Origin of the sequence: Streptococcus sp. ST14 (assembly GCF_046098195.1) — a bacterium.
Taxonomy (GTDB): Bacteria; Bacillota; Bacilli; order Lactobacillales; family Streptococcaceae; genus Streptococcus.
This window is the reverse complement of record NZ_JBJUSF010000002.1, coordinates 1-23,076: the sequence shown is the minus strand read 5'-3', so window position 1 is coordinate 23,076 and position 23,076 is coordinate 1. Positions and strand designations below refer to the sequence as shown.

The following is a 23,076-nucleotide window of genomic DNA, read 5'->3' as shown; positions in this document are numbered from 1 at the left end:
TTGAGTGCTTGTAACAAAGATTTAAAGATTCTGAAAATTCATCAAAGGGACACGGTGATAGGGGTTTTAAAAACCATATGACGATTAGAAAAGCCTGATTGACAAGGCTTGGAATTTTATTTACAAAGGAGAATCATCTTGGCAGGACATGACGTTCAATACGGGAAACATCGTACCCGTCGTAGTTTTTCAAGAATCAAAGAAGTTCTTGACTTACCAAATTTGATTGAAATTCAAACTGACTCATTCAAAGATTTCCTAGACCATGGTCTTAAGGAAGTGTTTGAAGATGTATTGCCGATTTCAAACTTCACAGACACAATGGAGTTGGAATTTGTTGGATATGAAATCAAGGAACCAAAATACACGCTAGAAGAGGCTCGTATCCACGATGCTAGCTACTCAGCACCAATTTTTGTAACCTTCCGCTTGATCAATAAAGAAACAGGCGAAATCAAAACTCAAGAAGTTTTCTTTGGTGATTTCCCAATCATGACAGAAATGGGTACTTTCATCATCAATGGTGGTGAACGTATCATCGTATCTCAGTTGGTCCGCTCGCCAGGTGTTTACTTTAATGATAAAGTTGATAAAAACGGTAAAGTGGGCTACGGTTCAACGGTTATCCCTAACCGTGGAGCTTGGTTGGAACTTGAAAGTGACTCAAAAGATATCGCCTATACTCGTATCGACCGTACTCGTAAGATTCCATTCACTACCTTGGTTCGTGCGCTTGGTTTCTCAGGTGATGATGAAATCTTTGATATCTTTGGTGACAGCGAATTGGTTCGCAACACTGTTGAAAAAGATATCCATAAGAATCCAATGGACTCTCGTACCGACGAAGCCTTGAAAGAAATTTACGAACGCCTTCGTCCAGGTGAGCCTAAGACTGCTGAAAGCTCACGTAGCTTGCTTGTGGCTCGTTTCTTTGACCCACGTCGTTATGACTTGGCAGCTGTTGGTCGTTACAAAATCAATAAAAAACTCAATGTTAAAACACGTTTGCTTAACCAAACCATTGCTGAGCCATTGGTAGACCCTGAAACAGGCGAAATCTTGGTAGAAGCTGGAACAGTCATGACTCGTAGCGTGATTGAAAGCATTGAAAGCCATTTGGATGGCGATTTGAATAAGATTGTCTACACTCCAAATGACTCAGCTGTTTTGACAGAACCAGTTGTTCTTCAAAAATTCAAGGTTGTGGCACCAACTGATCCAGACCGTGTTGTAACAATCATCGGAAATGCAAATCCAGATGATAAAGTTCGCACTATCACTCCTGCAGATATCCTTGCTGAAATGAGCTACTTCCTCAACTTGGCTGAAGGACTTGGCCGTGTAGATGATATCGACCACCTTGGAAACCGTCGTATCCGTGCGGTTGGTGAATTGCTTGCCAACCAAGTACGTCTTGGACTTTCTCGTATGGAACGTAATGTCCGTGAACGTATGTCTGTTCAAGATAATGAAGTCTTGACACCACAACAAATCATCAATATCCGTCCTGTAACAGCTGCGGTTAAAGAATTCTTTGGTTCATCACAGTTGTCACAGTTCATGGACCAACACAACCCACTTTCTGAGTTGTCTCACAAACGTCGTTTGAATGCCTTAGGACCTGGTGGTTTGACACGTGACCGTGCTGGATATGAAGTTCGTGACGTGCACTACACTCACTATGGTCGTATGTGTCCGATTGAAACACCTGAAGGGCCAAACATCGGTTTGATCAACAACTTGTCTTCATACGGGCACCTCAACAAGTATGGTTTCATTCAAACACCATATCGTAAGGTTGACCGTGCTACTGGTAAAGTGACCAACGAAATCGTTTGGTTAACAGCCGATGAAGAAGATGAGTTCACAGTAGCGCAGGCTAACTCTAAATTGAACGCAGATGGCACTTTTGCTGAAAAAGTTGTCATGGGACGTCACCAAGGGGTCAACCAAGAATATCCAGCATCAAGTGTTGATTACATGGATGTTTCTCCTAAACAGGTAGTTGCCGTTGCGACAGCATGTATTCCTTTCTTGGAAAACGATGACTCCAACCGTGCCCTCATGGGTGCCAACATGCAACGTCAGGCTGTACCATTGATTGATCCAAAAGCACCTTTCGTTGGTACTGGTATGGAATACCAAGCTGCCCACGACTCAGGAGCTGCTATTATTGCTCAATACGATGGTAAAGTTACCTATGCGGATGCTGACAAGGTAGAAGTTCGCCGTGAAGATGGTTCTCTTGATGTTTATCATGTTCAAAAATTCCGCCGTTCAAACTCAGGTACTGCTTACAACCAACGTACGCTGGTTAAAGTTGGAGATGTTGTTGAAAAAGGTGACTTTATCGCTGACGGACCTTCTATGGAAAATGGAGAAATGGCGCTTGGACAAAACCCAATCGTTGCCTACATGACATGGGAAGGTTACAACTTCGAGGATGCCGTTATCATGAGCGAACGCTTGGTTAAAGATGATGTCTATACATCTGTCCACCTTGAAGAATACGAATCAGAAACACGCGATACAAAGCTTGGGCCTGAAGAAATCACTCGTGAAATTCCAAACGTTGGTGAAGATGCCCTTAAAGACCTTGACGAAATGGGGATTATCCGTATCGGTGCTGAGGTTAAAGAAGGGGATATCCTTGTAGGTAAAGTAACACCTAAGGGTGAAAAAGACCTTTCAGCTGAAGAACGTCTCTTGCACGCTATCTTCGGTGACAAATCTCGTGAAGTTCGCGATACTTCACTTCGCGTACCCCACGGTGCCGATGGTGTTGTTCGTGATGTTAAGATCTTTACACGTGCAAATGGTGATGAATTACAATCAGGTGTTAATATGCTGGTTCGTGTTTACATCGCTCAAAAACGTAAGATTAAGGTCGGAGATAAGATGGCCGGACGTCACGGAAACAAAGGGGTTGTCTCTCGTATCGTTCCTGTAGAAGATATGCCTTACCTTCCAGATGGAACTCCAGTCGATATCATGTTGAACCCACTTGGGGTGCCATCGCGTATGAATATCGGTCAGGTTATGGAGCTTCACCTTGGTATGGCAGCTCGTACTCTTGGTATCCACATCGCAACACCAGTCTTTGACGGAGCAAGTTCAGAAGATCTTTGGTCAACTGTTAAGGAAGCAGGTATGGATAGCGATGCTAAGACTATCCTTTACGATGGACGTACTGGTGAACCATTTGATAACCGTGTGTCAGTTGGTGTCATGTACATGATCAAACTCCACCACATGGTTGATGATAAATTGCACGCTCGTTCAGTCGGACCATACTCAACAGTTACGCAACAACCACTCGGAGGTAAGGCTCAGTTTGGTGGACAACGTTTCGGTGAGATGGAGGTTTGGGCGCTTGAAGCCTATGGTGCCTCAAATGTCCTTCAAGAAATCTTGACTTACAAGTCTGACGACATTAACGGACGTTTGAAAGCTTATGAAGCTATTACAAAAGGAAAACCAATTCCAAAACCAGGTGTACCAGAATCCTTCCGCGTTCTTGTCAAAGAATTGCAATCACTTGGTCTTGACATGCGTGTCCTTGACGAAGATGATCAAGAAGTTGAACTTCGTGATCTTGATGAGGGCATGGACGAAGATGTCATCCACGTAGATGACCTTGAAAAAGCACGTAAAAAAGCTGCTGAAGAAGCAAAAGCTGCTTTTGAAGCTGAAGAAGGTGCAAAAGCGGAAGCAACAGAAGAAGCTACTGAACAAGAATAAGTAGCTCACTTAGAATAGAAAGGGAAGAAATAGTGGTTGACGTAAATCGTTTTAAAAGTATGCAAATCACACTAGCTTCTCCAAGTAAAGTCCGTTCATGGTCTTATGGAGAAGTCAAAAAACCTGAAACAATCAATTACCGTACGTTGAAACCAGAACGTGAAGGACTATTTGACGAAGTCATCTTTGGTCCTACAAAAGACTGGGAATGTGCTTGTGGAAAATACAAACGCATTCGTTACAGAGGGATTGTTTGTGATCGCTGTGGGGTTGAAGTGACGCGTACAAAAGTTCGTCGTGAACGTATGGGACACATCGAGTTGAAAGCTCCTGTATCTCATATCTGGTATTTCAAGGGGATTCCAAGCCGTATGGGCTTGACCCTTGATATGAGTCCTCGTGCACTTGAGGAAGTTATCTACTTTGCAGCTTATGTGGTGATCGATCCAAAGGATACACCACTTGAGCACAAATCTATCATGACAGAGCGTGAATATCGTGAGCGCTTGCGTGAATATGGCTACGGCTCATTCGTTGCTAAAATGGGTGCCGAAGCTATCCAAGACCTCTTGAAACAAGTAGATCTTGAAAAAGAAATTGCTGAACTTAAAGAAGAATTGAAGACAGCAACTGGACAAAAACGTATCAAAGCCATCCGTCGTTTGGATGTTTTGGATGCCTTTTACAAGTCTGGAAACAAACCTGAATGGATGATTCTCAACATCCTTCCGGTTATTCCACCAGATCTTCGTCCAATGTTGCAGTTGGATGGTGGTCGTTTTGCCTCATCTGACTTGAATGACCTTTACCGTCGTGTTATCAACCGTAACAACCGTTTGGCTCGTTTGCTTGAGTTGAATGCTCCAGGTATTATCGTTCAAAATGAGAAACGTATGCTTCAAGAAGCAGTTGATGCATTGATTGACAATGGTCGTCGTGGTCGTCCTATTACAGGACCTGGTAGCCGTCCACTTAAATCATTGAGCCACATGCTCAAAGGTAAACAAGGACGCTTCCGTCAAAACTTGCTCGGTAAACGTGTTGACTTCTCGGGACGTTCTGTTATTGCTGTTGGTCCAACTCTTAAGATCTACCAATGTGGTGTGCCACGTGAAATGGCTATCGAGCTCTTTAAACCATTTGTGATGCGTGAAATCGTAGCGCGTGATATCGTGCAAAACGTTAAAGTAGCTAAGCGCTTGGTGGAACGTGGAGATGAGCGTATCTGGGATATCCTCGAAGAAGTTATCAAGGAACACCCAGTGCTTTTGAACCGCGCACCGACCCTTCACCGTTTGGGTATCCAAGCCTTTGAACCTGTCTTGATTGACGGTAAAGCCCTTCGCCTGCACCCACTTGTCTGTGAAGCCTACAATGCCGACTTTGACGGTGACCAAATGGCCATCCACGTACCGCTTTCAGAAGAAGCCCAAGCAGAAGCTCGTATCTTGATGTTGGCTGCTGAGCATATCTTGAACCCGAAAGATGGTAAACCAGTTGTTACTCCATCTCAGGACATGGTTTTGGGTAACTACTACTTGACCATGGAAGAAGCTGGTCGTGAAGGTGAAGGAATGGTCTTCAAAGACCGTGACGAAGCTGTTATGGCTTACCGCAATGGTTATGTTCACCTCCACTCACGTGTTGGTATCGCAACAGACAGCCTCAACAAACCTTGGACAGAGGAGCAAAAACATAAAGTCTTGCTGACAACTGTTGGGAAGATTCTCTTCAACGATATCATGCCAGAAGGTCTACCTTACTTGCAAGAGCCAAACAATGCCAACTTGACAGAAGGCGTTCCGGATAAATACCTCTTGCCACTTGGTGGAGATATCAAGGAAGCTATCAGCAATCTCGAACTCAACCCTCCATTCAAGAAGAAAAACCTTGGAAATATCATCGCTGAAATCTTCAAACGTTTCCGTACGACAGAAACTTCTGCCCTACTTGACCGTATGAAGAACCTCGGTTACCACCACTCAACTCTTGCAGGATTGACAGTGGGTATTGCCGATATCCCAGTCGTTGATGACAAGGCTGAAATCATTGAAGAATCACACAAACGTGTAGAACAAATCACCAAACAATTCCGTCGTGGTATGATCACAGACGACGAGCGTTACAATGCTGTTACAGCTGAATGGCGTGCTGCCCGTGAAAAATTGGAGAAACGCTTGATTGCCAACCAAGATCCTAAGAACCCAATCGTTATGATGATGGACTCTGGAGCCCGTGGTAATATCTCAAACTTCTCACAGCTTGCCGGTATGCGTGGTCTGATGGCTGCTCCGAACGGACGTATCATGGAATTGCCAATCCTTTCAAACTTCCGCGAAGGTTTGTCAGTACTTGAAATGTTCTTCTCAACTCACGGTGCCCGTAAGGGTATGACCGATACGGCCCTTAAGACAGCCGACTCAGGTTACTTGACTCGTCGTTTGGTTGACGTTGCCCAAGATGTTATCATCCGTGAGGATGACTGTGGAACAGACCGTGGTCTCTTGATTCGTTCTATTACAGAAGGTAAAGAGATGATTGAGTCTCTCGAAGAGCGTCTCAATGGTCGTTACACTAAGAAAACTGTTAAACACCCAGAAACTGGTGCGGTTATCATTGGTCCAAATGAATTGATTACAGAAGACAAGGCTCGTGAAATCGTCAATGCCGGTGTCGAAGAAGTAACCATCCGCTCAGTATTTACATGTAACACTCGTCATGGTGTCTGCCGTCACTGTTACGGTATCAACTTGGCAACTGGTGATGCGGTTGAAGTTGGTGAAGCAGTTGGTACAATCGCTGCCCAATCTATCGGGGAACCTGGTACACAGCTTACAATGCGTACCTTCCACACGGGTGGGGTTGCCTCAAATACCGATATCACTCAGGGTCTTCCTCGTGTCCAAGAAATCTTTGAAGCCCGCAATCCTAAAGGGGAAGCGGTCATCACAGAAGTCAAAGGGGAAGTTACAGCAATCGAAGAAGATGCTTCAACTCGTACTAAGAAAGTCTTCGTTAAAGGTGAAACTGGCGAAGGCGAATACGTGGTACCATTCACAGCCCATATGCGTGTTGAAGTTGGCGATCAAGTATCTCGTGGTGCAGCATTGACAGAAGGTTCTATCCAACCAAAACGTCTCCTTGCTGTTCGTGATGTCTTGTCAGTTGAAACCTACCTACTTGGTGAAGTACAAAAAGTTTACCGTAGCCAAGGGGTAGAAATCGGTGACAAACACATCGAGGTAATGGTTCGTCAAATGATCCGCAAAGTTCGTGTCATGGATCCAGGGGATACAGACCTTCTCATGGGTACTCTCATGGATATCAACGACTTTACAGATGCCAACAAAGATGTTCTTATCGCAGGTGGTGTTCCAGCAACTGGTCGCCCAGTCCTTATGGGAATTACCAAAGCCTCACTTGAAACAAATAGTTTCTTGTCAGCTGCTTCCTTCCAGGAAACAACTCGTGTCCTTACAGACGCAGCTATTCGTGGTAAGAAAGACCATCTCCTTGGTCTCAAGGAAAATGTTATCATCGGTAAGATCATCCCAGCTGGTACTGGTATGGCTCGCTACCGTAACCTTGAACCACAAGCTATCAATGAAGCAGAATATCTGGCTCCAGAACAAGAAGAGGCAGAACTTGCTCCTGTAGAGGAAGTTGTGGAAATCCAAGTTGAAGAAACAGTAGAATAAAAGCAAACAAGAGAACCTTTGGGTTCTCTTTGTTTTATTTCAGAAAAATTTTCCCACTTTTTCATAAAGTATGGTAGAATAGAAGAACTAAAATGCCAAGGAGGTGTCCGTATGGAACAAACATTCTTTATCATTAAGCCAGATGGTGTGAAAAGAGGGCTGGTTGGTCAGGTTCTGAAAAGAATTGAGGAGCGTGGTTTCAAAATCGAAAAATTAGAGTTGCGTTCAGCAGTTTCAGAAGATTTGATTGACCAGCACTATCAAGACTTGGTTGAAAAAAGTTTTTATCCTCCTATCCGTCAGTTTATGACTTCAGGACCAGTAGTGGTGGGCATTCTATCAGGTCCGAAAGTGATTGAAACTTGGCGAACCATGATGGGGGCTACTCGTCCAGAAGAAGCTCTGCCAGGAACTATCCGAGGAGATTTTGCCAAGGCTGCAGGAGACAATCAAGCCATTCAAAATGTAGTTCACGGCTCCGATTCGGAAGCTTCTGCAAAACGTGAAATTGCTCTCTGGTTTAAGGATTAGACTGGTAAAAGAACAGTTCTGTGCACAACAGAGCTGTTTTTTGGTCAGTTGAGCACAAAAAATGGACACTTGAGGCGGAAACAATCATTTCAAACTCCTCACAAGGTATAATCCCATATAGGGAGGGAAAAGAAATGGTAAAATCAATTCGCCTATTGTTACTGATTGCAGTCATCCAGATTAGTTTTAGTAGTTGCCTATTATGGAAAGAATCCTTTTTATCTTTAAAACAGACCAATGCTTATTTTTTGATTTTGATAGTAGGAATTTCTGTTTTGTGCGCTGGGATAAATTATTTCCATACAGCAGACCAGTCTAGACATAGTATTTTGCATGTTCAAAAGAAAGTGAGTCTTGTTTATTGCCTCCTTTTAGTAGTCAATCTTCTGGCAACCTGTCTGGTTCTCTCAGAAAGCATCCAAACCACTAGCAAATTGCAGCAGGAATTGGTTGACCTCTTTTTACCCTCCTTCTTTTTCTTGCTAGGAGTAGATCTATTGATTTTCTTACCTTTTGATAAAATTTTTCGCGATATAGAAAATCACCTAAATAAAAAGAAAACAGTCGTCATTTCCGTTCTAGCTACGATGGTTTTCTTGAGGAATCCCTTAGTGATTTCCTCGATTCTCCTTTATATCAGTGTCGGTTTTCTATGTGCACGTTTCCTTTTTCCCAAATGTATCCAAAGGGAAATCTCCTTTTATGGACACCTGATTCGGGATATCCTGTTTGTTTTTTCAATAGTTGTATTCTTTTAAGTGGAGGAGAATTTTTCAAAATTGTTATAGTAAGTCCATAAAGAAAATTCACACAAAAGAAAACTTTTTGGTATAATAGTAGCATGCACACAAAAAATGAAGAAGAGCTTCTAGCTCTCGGAGAAAGATTAGGCCATTTACTCCAAAAAGACGATGTTCTAATCTTGACTGGAGAGTTGGGTGCGGGTAAAACAACCTTTACAAAGGGCCTTGCCAAGGGCTTGGATATCCGTCAGATGATTAAAAGTCCGACCTATACCATTGTCAGAGAGTACGAAGGGCGTTTGCCACTTTACCACTTGGATGTCTACCGTATCGAAGGTGATGCTGATTCTATTGACTTGGATGAGTTTCTCTTTGGTGGTGGTGTGACTGTTATCGAGTGGGGGCATCTTTTGGGTGAGGATTTACCAGATTCCTACTTGGAGTTGGAAATTTTGAAAGAAGCCGATGGCCGTTGCCTTCAATTTATAGCTCATGGTTCTCGGGCTGAACAACTCATCAAGGAGCTTCAAGATGGAGTATGAGTTGTGTATTCGTGAGGCTGAGATCCAAGATGCTTCAGCTTTGGTTGCATTTTTAAATCAAGTCGGTCGAGAGACAGACTACACTAGCTTGGATGAACATGGCATAGGGATGACTGCGTCTGAAATGGCTCTTTTTATCGAAAAACAAGCTTCTTCAGAAAATCAAATTACTCTCCTCGCCTTACTGAATGATGAGATTGCAGGAGTTTTAAATATCACAGCGGACCAACATTTAAGAGTTCGACATATCGGTGATGTTTTTTTAGCAGTTCGCAAGAAATTTTGGAACCAAGGCTTGGCGACTATACTTCTAGAAGAAGGCATCGAGTGGGCTAAAGTCAGTGGCGTCTTGCGCCGTTTGCAACTTAGTGTACAAAAACGAAACGAGGCTGCAGTCCACCTCTATTCAAAAATGGGATTTATCACAGAAGGCTTACAAGAAAGAGGAGCCTATTTAGCAGAAGGGATATTTTTAGATGTTTGTCTTATGGGCAAGCTGATAAATAAATAACGAGATGATTAAAAAATTAATTGGAATGGTGCTAGGTTTCCTAGCAGTAACAGTTTTAGGTGTAGCGGTTTATGGCTATACCATCTACCAACAGGGAACAGAAACCCTAAGTAAAAAGACTTACAAAAAAATCGGGGAAGAAACCAACGTTATCGAAGCGACGGAGCCTCTGACCATCCTCTTGATGGGGGTAGATACGGGAAATGTGGAACGTACAGACCCGTGGGCGGGAAATAGTGATTCCATGATTCTCTTGACGGTTAATCCCAAAACAAAGAAAACCACTATGATGAGTTTGGAACGTGATATTTTGACCAAGATTGAGACTGGAAACGGTCAAGTTCAGGAAGCTAAACTCAATGCGGCCTATGCTAATGGTGGTGCGGAACTTGCAATTTCTACTATTCAAAAGATGATGAACATCCACATTGACCGCTATGTGATGGTTAACATGCAGGGACTTCAACAATTGGTGGATGCAGTTGGTGGGATCACCGTCAATAATACACTTGGTTTCCCAATTTCGATTGCTGACCAAGAGGAGTTTAATAAGATTTCCATCGGTGTTGGAGAACAAACTTTGAATGGGGAGGAAGCCCTGGTGTATTCACGGATGCGTTACCAAGACCCAGAGGGAGACTATGGTCGTCAAAAACGTCAACGTGAAGTCATTCAAAAAATCGTTGAGAAGGTTTTGAGCCTAAACAGTGTGAGTCATTATCAAGGTATCCTCAAAGCTTTGAGTGATAACATGCAGACCAATGTAGACTTATCAGCTAAGAGCATTCCACAATTGCTTGGCTATCAAGATTCTTTCAAGAATATCGAAACGCATCAATTGCGTGGGGAAGATGCTGAGCTACAGGGAATTTCTTATCAGATTGTCACTTCAGAACATATGCTTGAGATGCAAAATCTCTTGCGTCGTTCATTAGGTAAAGAGCCAGTGACAGAATTGGAAACCAATGCGGTACTGTACGAAACAGCCTTTGGTCGGACAGCACCTTCAACCAGTACTAATGCTTCAAACGAAGAAGCAGAATAAGAAAAGAATCAAATCGTGGGAAATTTCCTGCGATTTTTTCAAAAAAATTCGAATAGATAAGTAGGAGGAAACATGAAAGCAGAAATTATTGCTGTTGGAACAGAAATTTTAACAGGGCAGATTGTCAATACCAATGCTCAGTTTTTATCAGAGAAACTAGCCGAAATCGGGGTAGACGTCTACTTCCAAACAGCTGTTGGAGATAATGAAGCTCGTCTTTTGTCCTTGCTTGAGATTGCGAGCCAACGTAGTAATCTTGTGATTTTGACAGGGGGCTTGGGACCAACTGAGGATGATTTGACCAAACAAACCCTGGCAAAATTTTTAGGAAAAGATCTAGTGTTTGACCCTCAAGCGCAAGAGAAACTGGATATTTTCTTTGCTCATAGACCTGACTATGCTCGGACACCGAATAATGAGCGCCAAGCCCAAATTGTAGAAGGGGCGACTCCACTGCCAAATGAGACAGGTTTAGCAGTAGGAGGGGTGTCGGAAGTGGATGGCGTGACCTACGTGGTCCTCCCGGGACCACCTAGTGAATTGAAACCTATGGTCTTAAATCAACTCTTACCCAAGTTAATGACTGGTACCAAGTTATACTCTCGAGTGCTCCGTTTCTTTGGAATTGGGGAGAGTCAGTTGGTGACCATTTTGGCGGATTTGATTGACCATCAAACCGATCCGACTTTGGCGCCGTATGCCAAAACAGGAGAAGTGACCTTGCGCTTGTCTACAAAAGCAGTTAGTCAAGAAAAGGCTCATCAAGCACTGGACATCCTAGAAAGTCAAATCTTGAGTCGCCAAACTTTCGAGGGAATTTCTCTACGAGACATCTGTTATGGATATGGGGAAGAAACCAGCCTCGCAAGTGTCGTTGTAGAAGAGCTAAAGAAGAGACAGAAAAGCATTACTGCGGCAGAAAGCTTGACGGCAGGTCTCTTTCAAGCGACATTAGCAGACTTTTCGGGCGTTTCAGCTATCTTTAATGGCGGTTTTGTCACTTACAGCCTAGAAGAAAAGTCCAAGATATTGGATATTTCCGAGCAAGAGCTAAAAGAACACGGGGTTGTTTCTGAGTTTACGGCCCGAAAAATGGCAGAGCAGGCTCGACTCAAGACTCAGTCTGACTACGGAGTTAGTTTGACGGGTGTGGCAGGACCAGATAGCCTAGAGGGGCATCCAGCTGGTACAGTTTTTATTGGACTGGCACATGCAAAAGGGACAGAGGTTATCAAGGCTAATATCGCAGGACGGAGTCGAGCAGATGTCCGACATATTGCGGTCATGCATGCCTTTAACCTAGTTCGCAAGGCTTTATTAAGTGACTAAATTTTGGTATAATGAAAGATAGGTCTAAGGACCAGTAGAATATAGGAGAACAAAATGGCGAAAAAACCAACAAAAAAATTAGATGAAATCGGAAAAAAATTTGGAGCTGATCGTGAAAAAGCCTTGAACGATGCGCTTAAATTGATTGAGAAAGATTTCGGTAAAGGCTCAATCATGCGTTTGGGCGAGCGTGCAGAGCAAAAAGTTCAAGTGATGAGTTCAGGTTCATTGGCTCTGGACATTGCTCTTGGTTCAGGTGGTTATCCTAAGGGACGTATCATCGAAATCTATGGACCAGAATCATCTGGTAAAACAACCGTTGCCCTTCACGCTGTTGCGCAAGCTCAAAAAGAAGGCGGTATCGCTGCCTTTATCGACGCGGAACATGCCCTTGATCCAGCCTATGCAGCAGCCCTTGGTGTGAACATTGACGAATTGCTCTTGTCACAACCAGACTCAGGTGAACAAGGTCTTGAAATTGCTGGAAAATTGATTGACTCAGGTGCAGTTGACCTAGTCGTTATCGACTCAGTTGCGGCCCTTGTGCCTCGTGCAGAAATCGATGGTGATATCGGAGACAGCCACGTTGGTTTGCAGGCTCGTATGATGAGCCAGGCCATGCGTAAACTCGGAGCTTCTATCAATAAGACCAAAACAATTGCTATCTTTATCAACCAATTGCGTGAAAAAGTTGGGGTCATGTTTGGAAACCCAGAAACAACTCCAGGTGGACGTGCTCTGAAATTTTACGCTTCAGTCCGTTTGGATGTTCGTGGAAGTACACAGATCAAGGGAACTGGTGACCAAAAAGATACTAATGTCGGTAAGGAAACCAAGATCAAGGTTGTTAAAAATAAGGTGGCTCCACCCTTCAAGGAAGCCTTTGTTGAAATCATGTATGGGGAAGGGATTTCTAAGACTGGTGAGCTCTTGAAGATTGCAAGTGACCTTGATATCATCCAAAAAGCAGGAGCTTGGTACTCTTACAAGGGTGAAAAAATCGGGCAAGGATCTGAAAATGCTAAGAAATATTTGGCAGATCATCCGGAAATTTTTGATGCCATTGACCACCAAGTCCGTGTTCAATATGGGTTGATTGAAGATGAAGAAGCTTCTGATCATAGTCCAGTAGCGGAGGCAACTTCTAACCAAGAAGTAACGCTTGACCTTGGCGATGATCTTGGAATCGAAATTGAAGAATAAAAATAAAAGTAGCAGATTTTCTGCTACTTTTTTATCTAACTCAAACGAACTAATGATCACTAAAGCGTCTGTATTCGATATGAAAGTCAAAGTAATGTTCATTCTGTAGCTTTTGGAAGATGTCGCGATAGGCTTCTTCGTCAAAATAGTCGCCACGGTAGAGAATTTCAAAACTCAAACCTTCGTACTCTAGAAAAGCATTGGCTGTTTTGAAACCATTTTGGCGGTAGAAGTCCATGCGTGCCTTTCTCTGCTCCAAGTTATCGCATTCTTCGTCCAATCGCTCGACTTCCAATAACATGGTTCGCTGGTAAAAATCAGTCAGCTTTTCGATGATTTCTTTTCCATATCCGTGGCTTCTCAAGTGGGGCATGATGGCAAAAAAGCTGATATAAAAAGCTTTTTGATTGGAGATGGCAAAAGCAAAGCCGACAAACTCTTCTTGGTTATAAAAGGCAAAAAAGTGAGCGTCTTCTCGGTCCTGATAGCGCAAGAACTCGGATAGAGGGACTCGTTCTTCCTTGGGGAAAGCTTCCTTGTTTAGCTTTTCAACCTTATCCAGATCGGGAAATGCATCGGTTATTAATTGACTGGTCAAATTCATAAATGACCTCCTTTTCTTGATTATAGCAAATTGTCTCTCTGTAAGCAATTGATTGCAAACTTAGTGATAGAGCCTTGTCGCTCCTTTAGAAAGCTGATATAATAGCTTTATGAATAAGAAACGATCCGTGGACTTGATACATGGTCCTATTCTTCCTGCGCTGTTAAGCTTTGCCTTTCCAATCTTGCTGTCAAATATTTTCCAACAGCTCTATAATACAGCTGACGTCTTGATTGTTGGACGATTTCTTGGTCAAGATTCCTTGGCAGCAGTAGGGGCGACAACTGCCATTTTTGACTTGATTATAGGCTTTACGCTTGGTGTTGGCAATGGCATGGGGATCGTCATTGCCCGCTATTATGGGGCTCGGAATTTTACAAAGATCAAGGAAGCAGTAGCAGCTACCTGGATTTTAGGTGCTCTTTTGAGCATTGTGGTCATGCTGATGGGATTTGTCGGTCTGTATCCACTCTTGCAATATTTAGATACTCCTGCAGAAATCCTTCCTCAGTCCTATCAATATATTTCTATGATTGTGACCTGTGTAGGCGTCAGCTTTGCCTATAATCTCTTTGCAGGTTTGTTGCGGTCCATTGGAGACAGTCTAGCAGCTCTTGGATTTCTGATTTTTTCTGCCTTGGTCAATGTGGTTCTGGATCTCTATTTCATTACGCAACTGCATCTGGGAGTTCAATCTGCGGGGCTTGCTACCATCATCTCGCAAGGCTTATCAGCTGTTCTCTGCTTTTATTATATCCGTAAGAGTGTTCCAGAACTGCTTCCTCAACTCAAGCATTTTAAATGGGACAAGGCCTTGTACGCGGATCTTTTAGAGCAAGGTTTGGCTATGGGTTTGATGAGTTCCATTGTGTCTATCGGTAGTGTGATTTTACAATCTTCGGTCAATACTTTTGGAGCTGTGATTATTAGTGCCCAAACAGCAGCTCGACGCATTATGGCTTTTGCTCTCCTTCCGATGACGGCTATTTCTTCTGCTATGACGACCTTTGCCTCTCAAAATCTCGGGGCCAAGCGACCAGACCGCATTGTTCAAGGTCTTCGAATTGGCAGTCGCCTGAGCATGTCCTGAGCAGGTTTTATTTGTATTTTCCTCTTTTTTGCCAGTCCTAGCTTGGTTTCCTTCTTGGCCAGTTCGACGGATGGATACTTGGTAGAAAATGGTAGCCTCTACCTGCAAATCAGTTCAGTCTTTTATCCGATTTTGAGCCTTTTGCTGATTTATCGCAATTGCTTGCAGGGATTGGGGCAGAAAGTCCTTCCTCTAGTTTCCAGCTTTATAGAACTAATCGGGAAGATCGTTTTTGTGGTCTTGATTATCCCTTGGGCAGGGTATAGGGGAGTTATTCTCTGCGAACCCCTTATCTGGGTTGCCATGACTACCCAACTGTACTTTTCACTTTTCCGCCATCCCCTGATAAAAGAAGGCAAGGCAATCTTGGCAACAAAAGGACAATCCTAGCTGGATTTGCTGAATAAAATCCATTTCCTCTAGTGAAAATCGAAAAAACTTGTGTTATAATAAGAAAGATTAAAATGTGAAAAAAGGAGATTCCTAATGGGACGTAAATGGGCCAATATCGTAGCCAAGAAAACGGCTAAAGATGGAGCTAACTCTAAAGTATATGCAAAATTTGGTGTAGAAATCTATGTAGCAGCTAAAAAAGGTGATCCAGACCCAGAATCAAACACTGCTTTGAAATTCGTTATCGACCGTGCGAAACAAGCCCAAGTGCCAAAACACGTTATCGATAAAGCGATTGATAAAGCAAAAGGAAACACAGACGAAACCTTTACAGAAGGACGTTACGAAGGTTTTGGACCAAATGGTTCTATGTTGATTGTGGATACCTTGACTTCAAACGTTAACCGTACCGCAGCCAATGTCCGTGCAGCTTTTGGTAAAAACGGCGGAAACATGGGTGCTTCAGGTTCAGTTTCATACCTCTTTGATAACAAGGGTGTGATCGTATTTGCGGGTGAGGACGCTGATGCAGTCTTTGAGCAATTGCTAGAAGCAGATGTGGATGTGGACGATGTAGAAGCAGAAGAAGGAACAATCACGGTTTACACAGCTCCAACAGACCTTCACAAGGCTATCGTTGCCCTTCGTGAGTCTGGTATCGAAGAATTCCAAGTGACTGAATTGGAAATGATTCCACAGTCTGAAGTGGAATTGTCAGGCGAAGACCTTGAAACCTTTGAAAAACTTTACAGCGTTCTTGAGGACGACGAAGACGTACAAAAGATCTACACAAACGTAGATGGATTCTAATAGAAAAACGAACAGTTTTACTAGCTGTTCGTTTTTTTGATATTTGAACTTAGACTCTGCTTTCAGAATCGTTTTGTTGCTTGCTTTTTCCTTGACCTAGACCAACTGCATGTTTTTGGACGAGCAAGAGCTGCCCATTGTCATCTTTTGCAAAAGTTAGGGTAACGGTCTTGATCTTGTCTCCAATGGAGATATAGGTGATTTTTCTCGTATTATAACCTCCGATAGTGGAGTCAAACTCGGAGTCTGGTAGTCCGTGTTTTTTGATAATATCCTTGTAGTTGGTACCACCTTTTCCTTTGTTGTCAAGGTCACCTTCGATTAAGGCGTCGAACTGTTCTTGGGTCCAGGTGAAGGTGTCGTCTTCTTCCTCCTCAGGGATGGAATAGGCGCTATCATCTGTCAAGTCGCTTTCTTCTTCGCGTTCCATTGAGGCACTCGCCTCGCTGTAGGAACGGTTAAACTCCCTGACAAACTCTTTGTAGACATTAGCGTACAGTACCTGGGTCGTAAAGAAAAGTACAACAGAGGCAACTGCCAGGGATGTTCCAATAATAGCCATTGTTTTCCGCTTTTTGAGGTTGACGATAAGGCCGATAATCCCCAAGATAAATGCTACGATGGCGATGAAAAACGATAGATAGTTAATAAATGGAATCCAGGACCCTAAAAGTGCGATAGCTCCAAAAATGGTTGCTAAGATTCCTAAAACTCTTTGTTCTTCTGGTTTCATTTGAAAGTTTTCTCCCTTCATCGAGTGAATGGATTTCTATCCACAGTAGTTAGTGCTTATTATAGAAAAAATATTGCCTAATGTCAATTTAAACCAAGATAGTTCTCATAGAAACTTTTTTCTTGACATCTTTTCTGAAAATGATAAAATAGTTCTCATGGAAACTTAAATAGTTCTTGTGAGAACTATATTTATCGTGAGAAAGGAGCAATCATGGACAAGCCAATGTTAATATTCAAACGTTTTGGACACCAGGTTCATCTGATGGTACAGAAAGAAGCCAAGCGTTGTGGCATTGAATTTATGGGTGGACCGCAAGGGCAGGTTCTGCGTTTTTTAGATTGCCAAGAACAGTCTGAAAATCTGGTCTTAATTAAGGATATCGAGCAGGAACTCAATATTACCAAATCTGTGGCGAGTAATTTAGTCAAGCGCATGGTGCAAAATGGTTTGGTTGAGCTAGAGGCCAGCCCGAGTGATAAGCGGGCAAAATTTGTTCGCCTGACGGAGAAATCGCGTTCGCAGATGCAAAAAGTTAAAGCTTTTTTTGATCGGATTGATCAGAGTCTGCTAGAGGGGGTTTCAAAGTCAGACTTAGCAATCTTTGAAAAGGTCCTCAGTCAGTTGCAAGAAAATGTTGAGAAGATAGGAGGAGAGAATGAAGAAACTCGCTAAACGTATTACAGGAAAAGAGTGGGGAATGATTATCCTTACGATTCTGTTCACTTGTTTCTCGGTCTATCTCGAGTTAGAGGTACCGACTTACATTTCGCAAATTACAGAATTACTGGGAACGTCTGGAACGCAGTTGGGTGAACTCTGGTCACCAGCTGCGAAGATGATTGGATTGTCTTTATTGGCTTTCTTTTCATCTGTTATGGTTGGTTTCTTTGCCGCTCGTGTTGCAGCCTCCTATACAACCCATCTACGTAGAGACGTATTTCATCGTGTTTTAGATTTTTCGCAGACAGAGATCAAGCGCTTTTCAATCCCAAGTCTCTTGACTCGGACGACCAATGATATTACCCAGGTACAGATGCTCTTTACCATGGGCTTGCAAGTGGTTACTCGTGGGCCAATTATGGCTATCTGGGCCATTGGAAAAATCCTTGGAAAATCGGAATACTGGCTCTGGGCGGTCGTTGTGGCTGTTATTGTCAATGTCTTGATGACTACCGTTCTCATGACTCTGGCCTTTCCAAAACAATCTGTTATCCAAAAATTGACAGATAAACTCAATAGCATCACTCGTGAAAGTTTGACTGGGATTCGAGTTGTTCGTGCATACAATGCGGAAGATTACCAAGATAAGAAATTTGAAGCAGCCAACGATGAGGTAACACGTCTCAATCTCTTTGTCAATCGTTTGATGGCCATTATGAATCCCATTATGATGGCGATTTCCAGTGGACTAAGTTTAGCTATTTACTGGATTGGTGCCTATATCATCAACGATGCAAGTTTGGCAGAACGTCTGCCACTCTTTAGTGATATGGTGGTCTTCATGTCCTATGCTATGCAGGTCGTGATGGGATTCCTTCTCATGGGAGCACTCTTTATCGTTCTTCCTCGTACCTTGGTTTCGGCAGGACGTATCAATCAAGTATTGGATCTGCATTCTTCTATTGAAAATCCTAGTCATGCACAGACAGCGGATCCTTCAGTTCAAGGACAAGTGGAATTCCGTGATGTGACTTTCCGTTACTCTAAAAACTCTGAAGCAGTCGTGGAACATGTCACTTTCAAAGCAGAAGCGGGTCAAACCGTAGCCTTCATCGGATCGACTGGATCAGGTAAGTCTACGCTTGTCAACCTCTTGCCACGTTTTTACGACGTTTCTGATGGAGAAATCCTAGTGGATGGTGTCAATGTGCAAGATTATGACTTGGAAGATTTGCGCAATAAGGTAGGCTATATTCCACAAAAAGCTGTACTCTTTTCTGGAGATGTCAAGGGGAACTTGGACTTTGGTAAGAGCAAAGAAACTCCTCTGAGCGAGGCTGCTATGTGGCAAGCTCTTGAATTGGCCCAGTCTAAAGCATTTATCGAGGACAAGGAAGCAGGTCTTGCATCAGAAGTAGCCCAAGGTGGAACCAACTTCTCAGGAGGTCAAAGACAGCGTCTGGCCATTGCGCGTGCCTTGGCTCGTAAACCAGAGATTCTCATCTTTGATGACTCTTTCTCAGCCTTGGACTACAAGACAGATCGTGTCCTTCGCCAAGAGCTAGCTGAGAAAACAAAATCCATGACCAAGCTCATCGTAGCGCAGCGCATTTCTACCATTATGGATGCTGACCTGATCTTGGTTTTGGATCAAGGTAAAGTCGTGGGACAAGGCACCCACAAGGAACTTCTTGCAACCAACGAAGTCTACCAAGAAATTGCCTACTCACAACTATCGAAGGAGGAATTGGAACATGGAAAATAAAAAAGTTTCGGTCTGGAAACAGTGCAAACCTTATATGGCAGGCCTCCAACTCCCTCTCCTAATAGCAGTTGTGGCTGCAGTCATTTCAAGCATAATCACCGTTTATGGTCCAACTAAGATTAAGGAAATTACCAACTTGATTTCAGATGGCTTGGCTACAGAAATCGACCTGGTAGCTGTGTCAAACATTGCTAGCTTTTTAGTGATTCTCTATGTATTTGGCGCTATCCTTAATTATACACAGGCCTATATCTTTTCAACGAGCATTCAGCATTTTTCAAAACGCTTGCGGACGGCAATCGCTGAAAAAATCAATCGTTTGCCACTTGGCTATTTTGACCGTCATTCACAAGGAGATACCCTTTCGCGCGTGACCAATGATGTGGATACAGCAGCGCAATCTCTCAACCAAAGTCTAGGGACAGTTCTTTCAGCTAGTTTCTTGTTGATTGCTGTCTTGGTGACCATGTTTGGGATGAACTGGATTTTGGCATTGGTAACCGTTGTATCAACCCTTGTTGGTTTTGCGGCGGTTTCCGTAATCATGGCCAAGTCACAGGGTTATTTTAAAGCCCAACAAAATAATCTAGCAGCCGTCAATGGTTATGTAGAAGAAATGTACTCAGGTCATAATGTTGTGACCAGTTACAACGCAGTGGACACCTCCAAAGCGAGATTTGCAGGTTTAAACCAAGACTTGCATGATAGTATCTGGAAATCTCAGTTTATCTCTGGTATCATGATGCCAGCCATGTTCTTTGTTGGAAACTTTAGTTATGTCTTAGTCATCATCGTTGGTGCCGCGCTGGCGTTAGAAGGGCATATCACGATAGGGATTATCGTAGCCTTTATGGTTTACGTACGGACCTTCTCCCAACCTCTGTCACAGATTGCCCAAGGGATTACGAGCCTGCAACAAGCGAGTGCAGCCATGACTCGTGTATTAGAATTTCTAGCTGAAGCAGAGATGCAAGATGAATCTCATAAGGACAGAAAATTGAGCAACATGAAAGGGGAAGTAGTCTTTGATCATGTGTCCTTTGGCTATACACCAGAGCGCACCATCATCCATGACTTTTCTGCGACAGCTCATGCAGGTCAGAAGGTTGCTATCGTTGGACCGACTGGGGCTGGGAAGACAACCATTGTCAATCTTTTGATGAAGTTCTATGAGATAGATAAGGGAAGCATCCGCATCGATGGCGTGGATACTAAGGACATGAAACGCTCAGAAGTACACGATGCCTTTTCAATGGTCTTGCAGGACACTTGGCTCTTTGAAGGAACCATTCGAGATAATCTCATCTACAATCAAACGGGCATCAGCGATGAACGAATGATGGAGGCCAGCAAGGCTGTGGGAATCCACCACTTTATCATGACCTTGCCAGATGGCTACGATACTGTTTTGGATGACACTGTGACCTTGTCTGTTGGACAAAAACAGCTCTTAACTATTGCTCGTGCCCTTCTCAAGGATGCACCACTCTTGATTTTGGATGAAGCGACATCTTCAGTCGACACACGTACAGAGGAATTGATCCAAAAAGCCATGGACCGTTTGATGGAGGGAAGAACTTCCTTTGTCATTGCCCATCGCTTGTCAACTATTCGTAATGCAGATTTGATTCTTGTCATGAAAGATGGCAATATCATTGAACAAGGAAACCATGAGGAACTAATGGCACAAGGTGGTTTCTATGCAGATCTTTATAATAGTCAATTTACAGAAGACGAAGCAGAAGAATAAAACAAAAGAAGGCTTGACGGCCTTCTTTTTCTGGACTATACTAGAAGACAAACGTCTCACCTGTAGGCAAAAAAGTAATGAATGAGAAGCATAAATGAAAAATTATCAAGAATGGTATCGAAATATCAGTTCCAGACTCACCAGCCATCCCCCTCTTTTATTTCTGTTACGCAGTTTCAATCGTTTGATGACATTCACCATGCCCCTGGTCTACCTGGCCTTGCTAGTCACCACTTACCTGCAACTAGGACTTGGTCAGCAAGTCGGGGTCTATTTGCTTGTCCCTGCTACAGGCTTTGTAATTTTGTCCCTCTTGCGTAAGAAAATCAATCATCCACGCCCCTACGAAACTTGGGACATCGCCCCCTTACTTGACAAGGATAGTTCGGGACAGTCTATGCCCAGTCGCCATGTTTTTTCGGCAACTATCATCTCCATGGCCAGTCTGCATGCTAGTCTACCTGTTGGTTTAGTATGTTTGCTCTTTTCAGCTTTGCTGGGCTTGGTGAGGGTTTTAGGGGGTGTTCATTATCCCAAGGATGTGGTCGTTGGTTACGCTTGTGGTCTCATGTGGGGGGTTCTTTTCTTCCTTTTTTGACATGTAAGTCAAGCTAGTCTGACAACCACTTACTGCTTCAAATTGACCACTTGCTTTTTTGCCCTTGTTTTCCTAATCTAGCTTTGATATAGTAGAGTCAGAAAGGAGATGTGATGAAGTTACGAATTGAGATTGACGGCGATTTAGAAGAAACTGAAATTGTCATCAAGACCCCTGCTTTGACAGATGAAATTGCGGACTTGCAACGGCTCTTGCAGGAGTCGACAGCTCCGAGGTTGATTTTTTACAAGGGGACAGGCGAATATTATCTTGACCTATCAGAGATTCTCTTCTTTGAAACCGAAGGTAGCAAGATCTACGCCCATACCCATAAGGAAGCCTATGAGGTTCGGCTCAAACTCTATGAGTTGGAGACCATCTTGCCTCGCTATTTTAGCCGAGTGTCCAAGTCAACTATCGCAAACATCCGTCAGATTTACTCAGTGGACAAGTCCTTTTCAGGAACGGGCACTATTTCCTTTTATCAGACCCACAAGGAGGTTCATGTCTCACGGCATTACCAATCCCTCCTAAAAGAAAATCTAAGAAACATGAGGTAAAAAACATGAAAAAGAAAGCATTTGGTATTGTTTTATTGGTTTTAGCAGCTTGGATCTTGCTGCAAGGGAATTTTGGAATTCCTTCTTTGGATGGCAAGATATGGCCTTTACTAGGTATTGTTTTTTTTGCTTATAAGACCATTGAGTCTATCCTTAGACGCCATCTCACTTCGGCAGTTTTTACAGGTTTACTGGCGCTCATCATTGCAAATTACGCTTATGACTTTTTGCCAGTTACCAATCATTCTCTCATCTGGGCTAGCATCTTGGTGGTACTCGGTGTTGGTTATCTGACGCATTCAAGTAAGTTCTGGAATGAAAAAAAATGGTGGTACGATGGGAAAAAAACAGTCGTCACGGATAAGGAAGTCGCTTTTGGTAGCGGGACCTTCTATAAGCAAGATCAAGATCTCGTAGATGACCAAGTGGAAGTCGCTTTTGGGGATGCTAAAATCTACTATGATAATGCAGAGATGTTAGGTGATTTTGCAACTTTAAATATTGAAGTGGCCTTCGGGAATGCAACCGTCTATGTTCCACAACACTGGCGTGTCGATTTGAAAGTAGAAACCTCCTTTGGTGCAGCTAAGGCAGATGCTCCTGTAGCGCCAACTAGTAAAACTCTGATTATCCGTGGGGAAGTTGCTTTTGGTAAACTTGGAGTTGTTTACGTTAAATAAAAAAATAGTTGTAAGTGTCTAGAGTTTTGGGAAAATGAAAAATTAAATATCATATATCTTGAGAGAGCGAGAAAATCGCTCTCTTTT

18 protein-coding genes and 1 pseudogene are annotated in these 23,076 nt (G+C 43.2%); 17 read left to right on the top strand and 2 right to left on the bottom strand.

Translation table 11 applies throughout. The features are described 5' to 3' along the window. Positions 1–138 precede the first annotated feature (138 nt). The 9 genes from rpoB (at position 139) to recA (ending at position 13,343) form a co-directional block, all read left to right on the top strand. Entirely contained in the window at positions 139–3,741 is a 3,603-nt protein-coding gene (gene rpoB / locus ACIY19_RS00710) for a DNA-directed RNA polymerase subunit beta (protein ID WP_409002446.1), read from the top strand. A gap of 32 nt (positions 3,742–3,773) precedes the next feature. After that, complete coding sequence (rpoC, locus tag ACIY19_RS00705) at positions 3,774–7,439, top strand: DNA-directed RNA polymerase subunit beta' (protein ID WP_409002445.1); 3,666 nt, start codon at positions 3,774–3,776, stop codon at positions 7,437–7,439. A 111-nt stretch (positions 7,440–7,550) separates the two neighbouring features. Then, positions 7,551–7,970 (top strand): nucleoside-diphosphate kinase, encoded by a 420-nt coding sequence (gene ndk / locus ACIY19_RS00700; RefSeq protein WP_049489472.1) that lies wholly within the window; start codon positions 7,551–7,553, stop codon positions 7,968–7,970. A gap of 134 nt (positions 7,971–8,104) precedes the next feature. Next, positions 8,105–8,728: a hypothetical protein gene (locus ACIY19_RS00695; protein WP_049505419.1), complete on the top strand. Its 624-nt coding sequence runs from the start codon at positions 8,105–8,107 to the stop codon at positions 8,726–8,728. Positions 8,729–8,811: 83 nt separating this feature from the next. Next, positions 8,812–9,255: a tRNA (adenosine(37)-N6)-threonylcarbamoyltransferase complex ATPase subunit type 1 TsaE gene (tsaE, locus tag ACIY19_RS00690; RefSeq protein WP_049505418.1), complete on the top strand. Its 444-nt coding sequence runs from the start codon at positions 8,812–8,814 to the stop codon at positions 9,253–9,255. Continuing rightward, positions 9,245–9,766 (top strand): GNAT family N-acetyltransferase, encoded by a 522-nt coding sequence (locus ACIY19_RS00685; protein WP_409002444.1) that lies wholly within the window; start codon positions 9,245–9,247, stop codon positions 9,764–9,766. The genes tsaE and ACIY19_RS00685 overlap by 11 nt, the downstream gene beginning before the upstream one ends. Before the next feature lie 4 nt (positions 9,767–9,770). After that, a complete protein-coding gene (brpA, locus tag ACIY19_RS00680; protein ID WP_000592174.1) occupies positions 9,771–10,811 on the top strand; it encodes a biofilm formation/cell division transcriptional regulator BrpA in 1,041 nt (346 codons plus the stop codon). 72 nt (positions 10,812–10,883) lie between these two features. Then, positions 10,884–12,140, top strand: coding sequence for a competence/damage-inducible protein A (locus tag ACIY19_RS00675; RefSeq protein ID WP_049550216.1), 1,257 nt, complete (start codon positions 10,884–10,886; stop codon positions 12,138–12,140). Positions 12,141–12,194: 54 nt separating this feature from the next. Next, a complete protein-coding gene (gene recA, locus ACIY19_RS00670; RefSeq protein ID WP_001085515.1) occupies positions 12,195–13,343 on the top strand; it encodes a recombinase RecA in 1,149 nt (382 codons plus the stop codon). A gap of 49 nt (positions 13,344–13,392) precedes the next feature. Here the strand turns inward: recA and ACIY19_RS00665 are convergent, their stop codons facing one another. After that, the gene (locus tag ACIY19_RS00665; protein ID WP_001054828.1) at positions 13,393–13,947 is read right to left on the bottom strand and encodes a GNAT family N-acetyltransferase; all 555 of its coding nucleotides are present in this window, start codon (positions 13,945–13,947) and stop codon (positions 13,393–13,395) included. A 109-nt stretch (positions 13,948–14,056) separates the two neighbouring features. On the opposite strand from ACIY19_RS00665, the pseudogene ACIY19_RS00660 reads away from it, so the two are divergent. Further along, positions 14,057–15,427: pseudogene (locus tag ACIY19_RS00660) on the top strand (MATE family efflux transporter). A 96-nt stretch (positions 15,428–15,523) separates the two neighbouring features. Further along, positions 15,524–16,240, top strand: a complete 717-nt coding sequence (locus tag ACIY19_RS00655) for a YebC/PmpR family DNA-binding transcriptional regulator (RefSeq protein ID WP_000532894.1) — start codon at positions 15,524–15,526, stop codon at positions 16,238–16,240. Positions 16,241–16,289: 49 nt separating this feature from the next. On the opposite strand, the gene ACIY19_RS00650 is transcribed toward ACIY19_RS00655, so the two are convergent. After that, positions 16,290–16,994, bottom strand: a complete 705-nt coding sequence (locus ACIY19_RS00650; protein WP_042902931.1) for a CD20-like domain-containing protein — start codon at positions 16,992–16,994, stop codon at positions 16,290–16,292. A 192-nt stretch (positions 16,995–17,186) separates the two neighbouring features. Here ACIY19_RS00650 and ACIY19_RS00645 point away from each other — a divergent pair, with 192 nt between their 5' ends. The 6 genes from ACIY19_RS00645 to ACIY19_RS00620 all read left to right on the top strand — a co-directional run bounded on the left by ACIY19_RS00645 (position 17,187) and on the right by ACIY19_RS00620 (position 22,989). Continuing rightward, entirely contained in the window at positions 17,187–17,648 is a 462-nt protein-coding gene (locus ACIY19_RS00645) for a MarR family winged helix-turn-helix transcriptional regulator (protein WP_042902930.1), read from the top strand. Beyond that, positions 17,632–19,401 carry an ABC transporter ATP-binding protein gene (locus ACIY19_RS00640; protein WP_042902927.1) on the top strand — a complete coding sequence of 590 codons (1,770 nt, stop codon included), beginning with the start codon at positions 17,632–17,634 and terminating at the stop codon, positions 19,399–19,401. The genes ACIY19_RS00645 and ACIY19_RS00640 overlap by 17 nt, the downstream gene beginning before the upstream one ends. Further along, positions 19,391–21,151: an ABC transporter ATP-binding protein gene (locus ACIY19_RS00635; RefSeq protein ID WP_042902926.1), complete on the top strand. Its 1,761-nt coding sequence runs from the start codon at positions 19,391–19,393 to the stop codon at positions 21,149–21,151. Before ACIY19_RS00640 ends, ACIY19_RS00635 begins: the two co-directional genes overlap by 11 nt. 94 nt (positions 21,152–21,245) lie before the next feature. Beyond that, positions 21,246–21,749, top strand: a complete 504-nt coding sequence (locus ACIY19_RS00630) for a phosphatase PAP2 family protein (RefSeq protein ID WP_409002443.1) — start codon at positions 21,246–21,248, stop codon at positions 21,747–21,749. A gap of 113 nt (positions 21,750–21,862) precedes the next feature. Continuing rightward, positions 21,863–22,309: a LytTR family DNA-binding domain-containing protein gene (locus ACIY19_RS00625; RefSeq protein ID WP_049489485.1), complete on the top strand. Its 447-nt coding sequence runs from the start codon at positions 21,863–21,865 to the stop codon at positions 22,307–22,309. 5 nt (positions 22,310–22,314) lie between these two features. Further along, positions 22,315–22,989: a LiaF transmembrane domain-containing protein gene (locus ACIY19_RS00620; protein ID WP_409002442.1), complete on the top strand. Its 675-nt coding sequence runs from the start codon at positions 22,315–22,317 to the stop codon at positions 22,987–22,989. The last annotated feature ends 87 nt before the right edge of the window (positions 22,990–23,076 follow it).

Coding starts and splice junctions, on each gene's coding strand:
- ndk (WP_049489472.1), top strand. CDS start 7,551: ATGGAACAAACATTCTTTATCATTAAGCCAGATGGTGTGAAAAGAGGG.
- ACIY19_RS00695 (WP_049505419.1), top strand. CDS start 8,105: ATGGTAAAATCAATTCGCCTATTGTTACTGATTGCAGTCATCCAGATT.
- tsaE (WP_049505418.1), top strand. CDS start 8,812: ATGCACACAAAAAATGAAGAAGAGCTTCTAGCTCTCGGAGAAAGATTA.
- ACIY19_RS00685 (WP_409002444.1), top strand. CDS start 9,245: ATGGAGTATGAGTTGTGTATTCGTGAGGCTGAGATCCAAGATGCTTCA.
- brpA (WP_000592174.1), top strand. CDS start 9,771: ATGATTAAAAAATTAATTGGAATGGTGCTAGGTTTCCTAGCAGTAACA.
- ACIY19_RS00675 (WP_049550216.1), top strand. CDS start 10,884: ATGAAAGCAGAAATTATTGCTGTTGGAACAGAAATTTTAACAGGGCAG.
- recA (WP_001085515.1), top strand. CDS start 12,195: ATGGCGAAAAAACCAACAAAAAAATTAGATGAAATCGGAAAAAAATTT.
- ACIY19_RS00665 (WP_001054828.1), bottom strand. CDS start 13,947: ATGAATTTGACCAGTCAATTAATAACCGATGCATTTCCCGATCTGGAT.
- ACIY19_RS00655 (WP_000532894.1), top strand. CDS start 15,524: ATGGGACGTAAATGGGCCAATATCGTAGCCAAGAAAACGGCTAAAGAT.
- ACIY19_RS00650 (WP_042902931.1), bottom strand. CDS start 16,994: ATGAAGGGAGAAAACTTTCAAATGAAACCAGAAGAACAAAGAGTTTTA.
- ACIY19_RS00645 (WP_042902930.1), top strand. CDS start 17,187: ATGGACAAGCCAATGTTAATATTCAAACGTTTTGGACACCAGGTTCAT.
- ACIY19_RS00640 (WP_042902927.1), top strand. CDS start 17,632: ATGAAGAAACTCGCTAAACGTATTACAGGAAAAGAGTGGGGAATGATT.
- ACIY19_RS00635 (WP_042902926.1), top strand. CDS start 19,391: ATGGAAAATAAAAAAGTTTCGGTCTGGAAACAGTGCAAACCTTATATG.
- ACIY19_RS00630 (WP_409002443.1), top strand. CDS start 21,246: ATGAAAAATTATCAAGAATGGTATCGAAATATCAGTTCCAGACTCACC.
- ACIY19_RS00625 (WP_049489485.1), top strand. CDS start 21,863: ATGAAGTTACGAATTGAGATTGACGGCGATTTAGAAGAAACTGAAATT.
- ACIY19_RS00620 (WP_409002442.1), top strand. CDS start 22,315: ATGAAAAAGAAAGCATTTGGTATTGTTTTATTGGTTTTAGCAGCTTGG.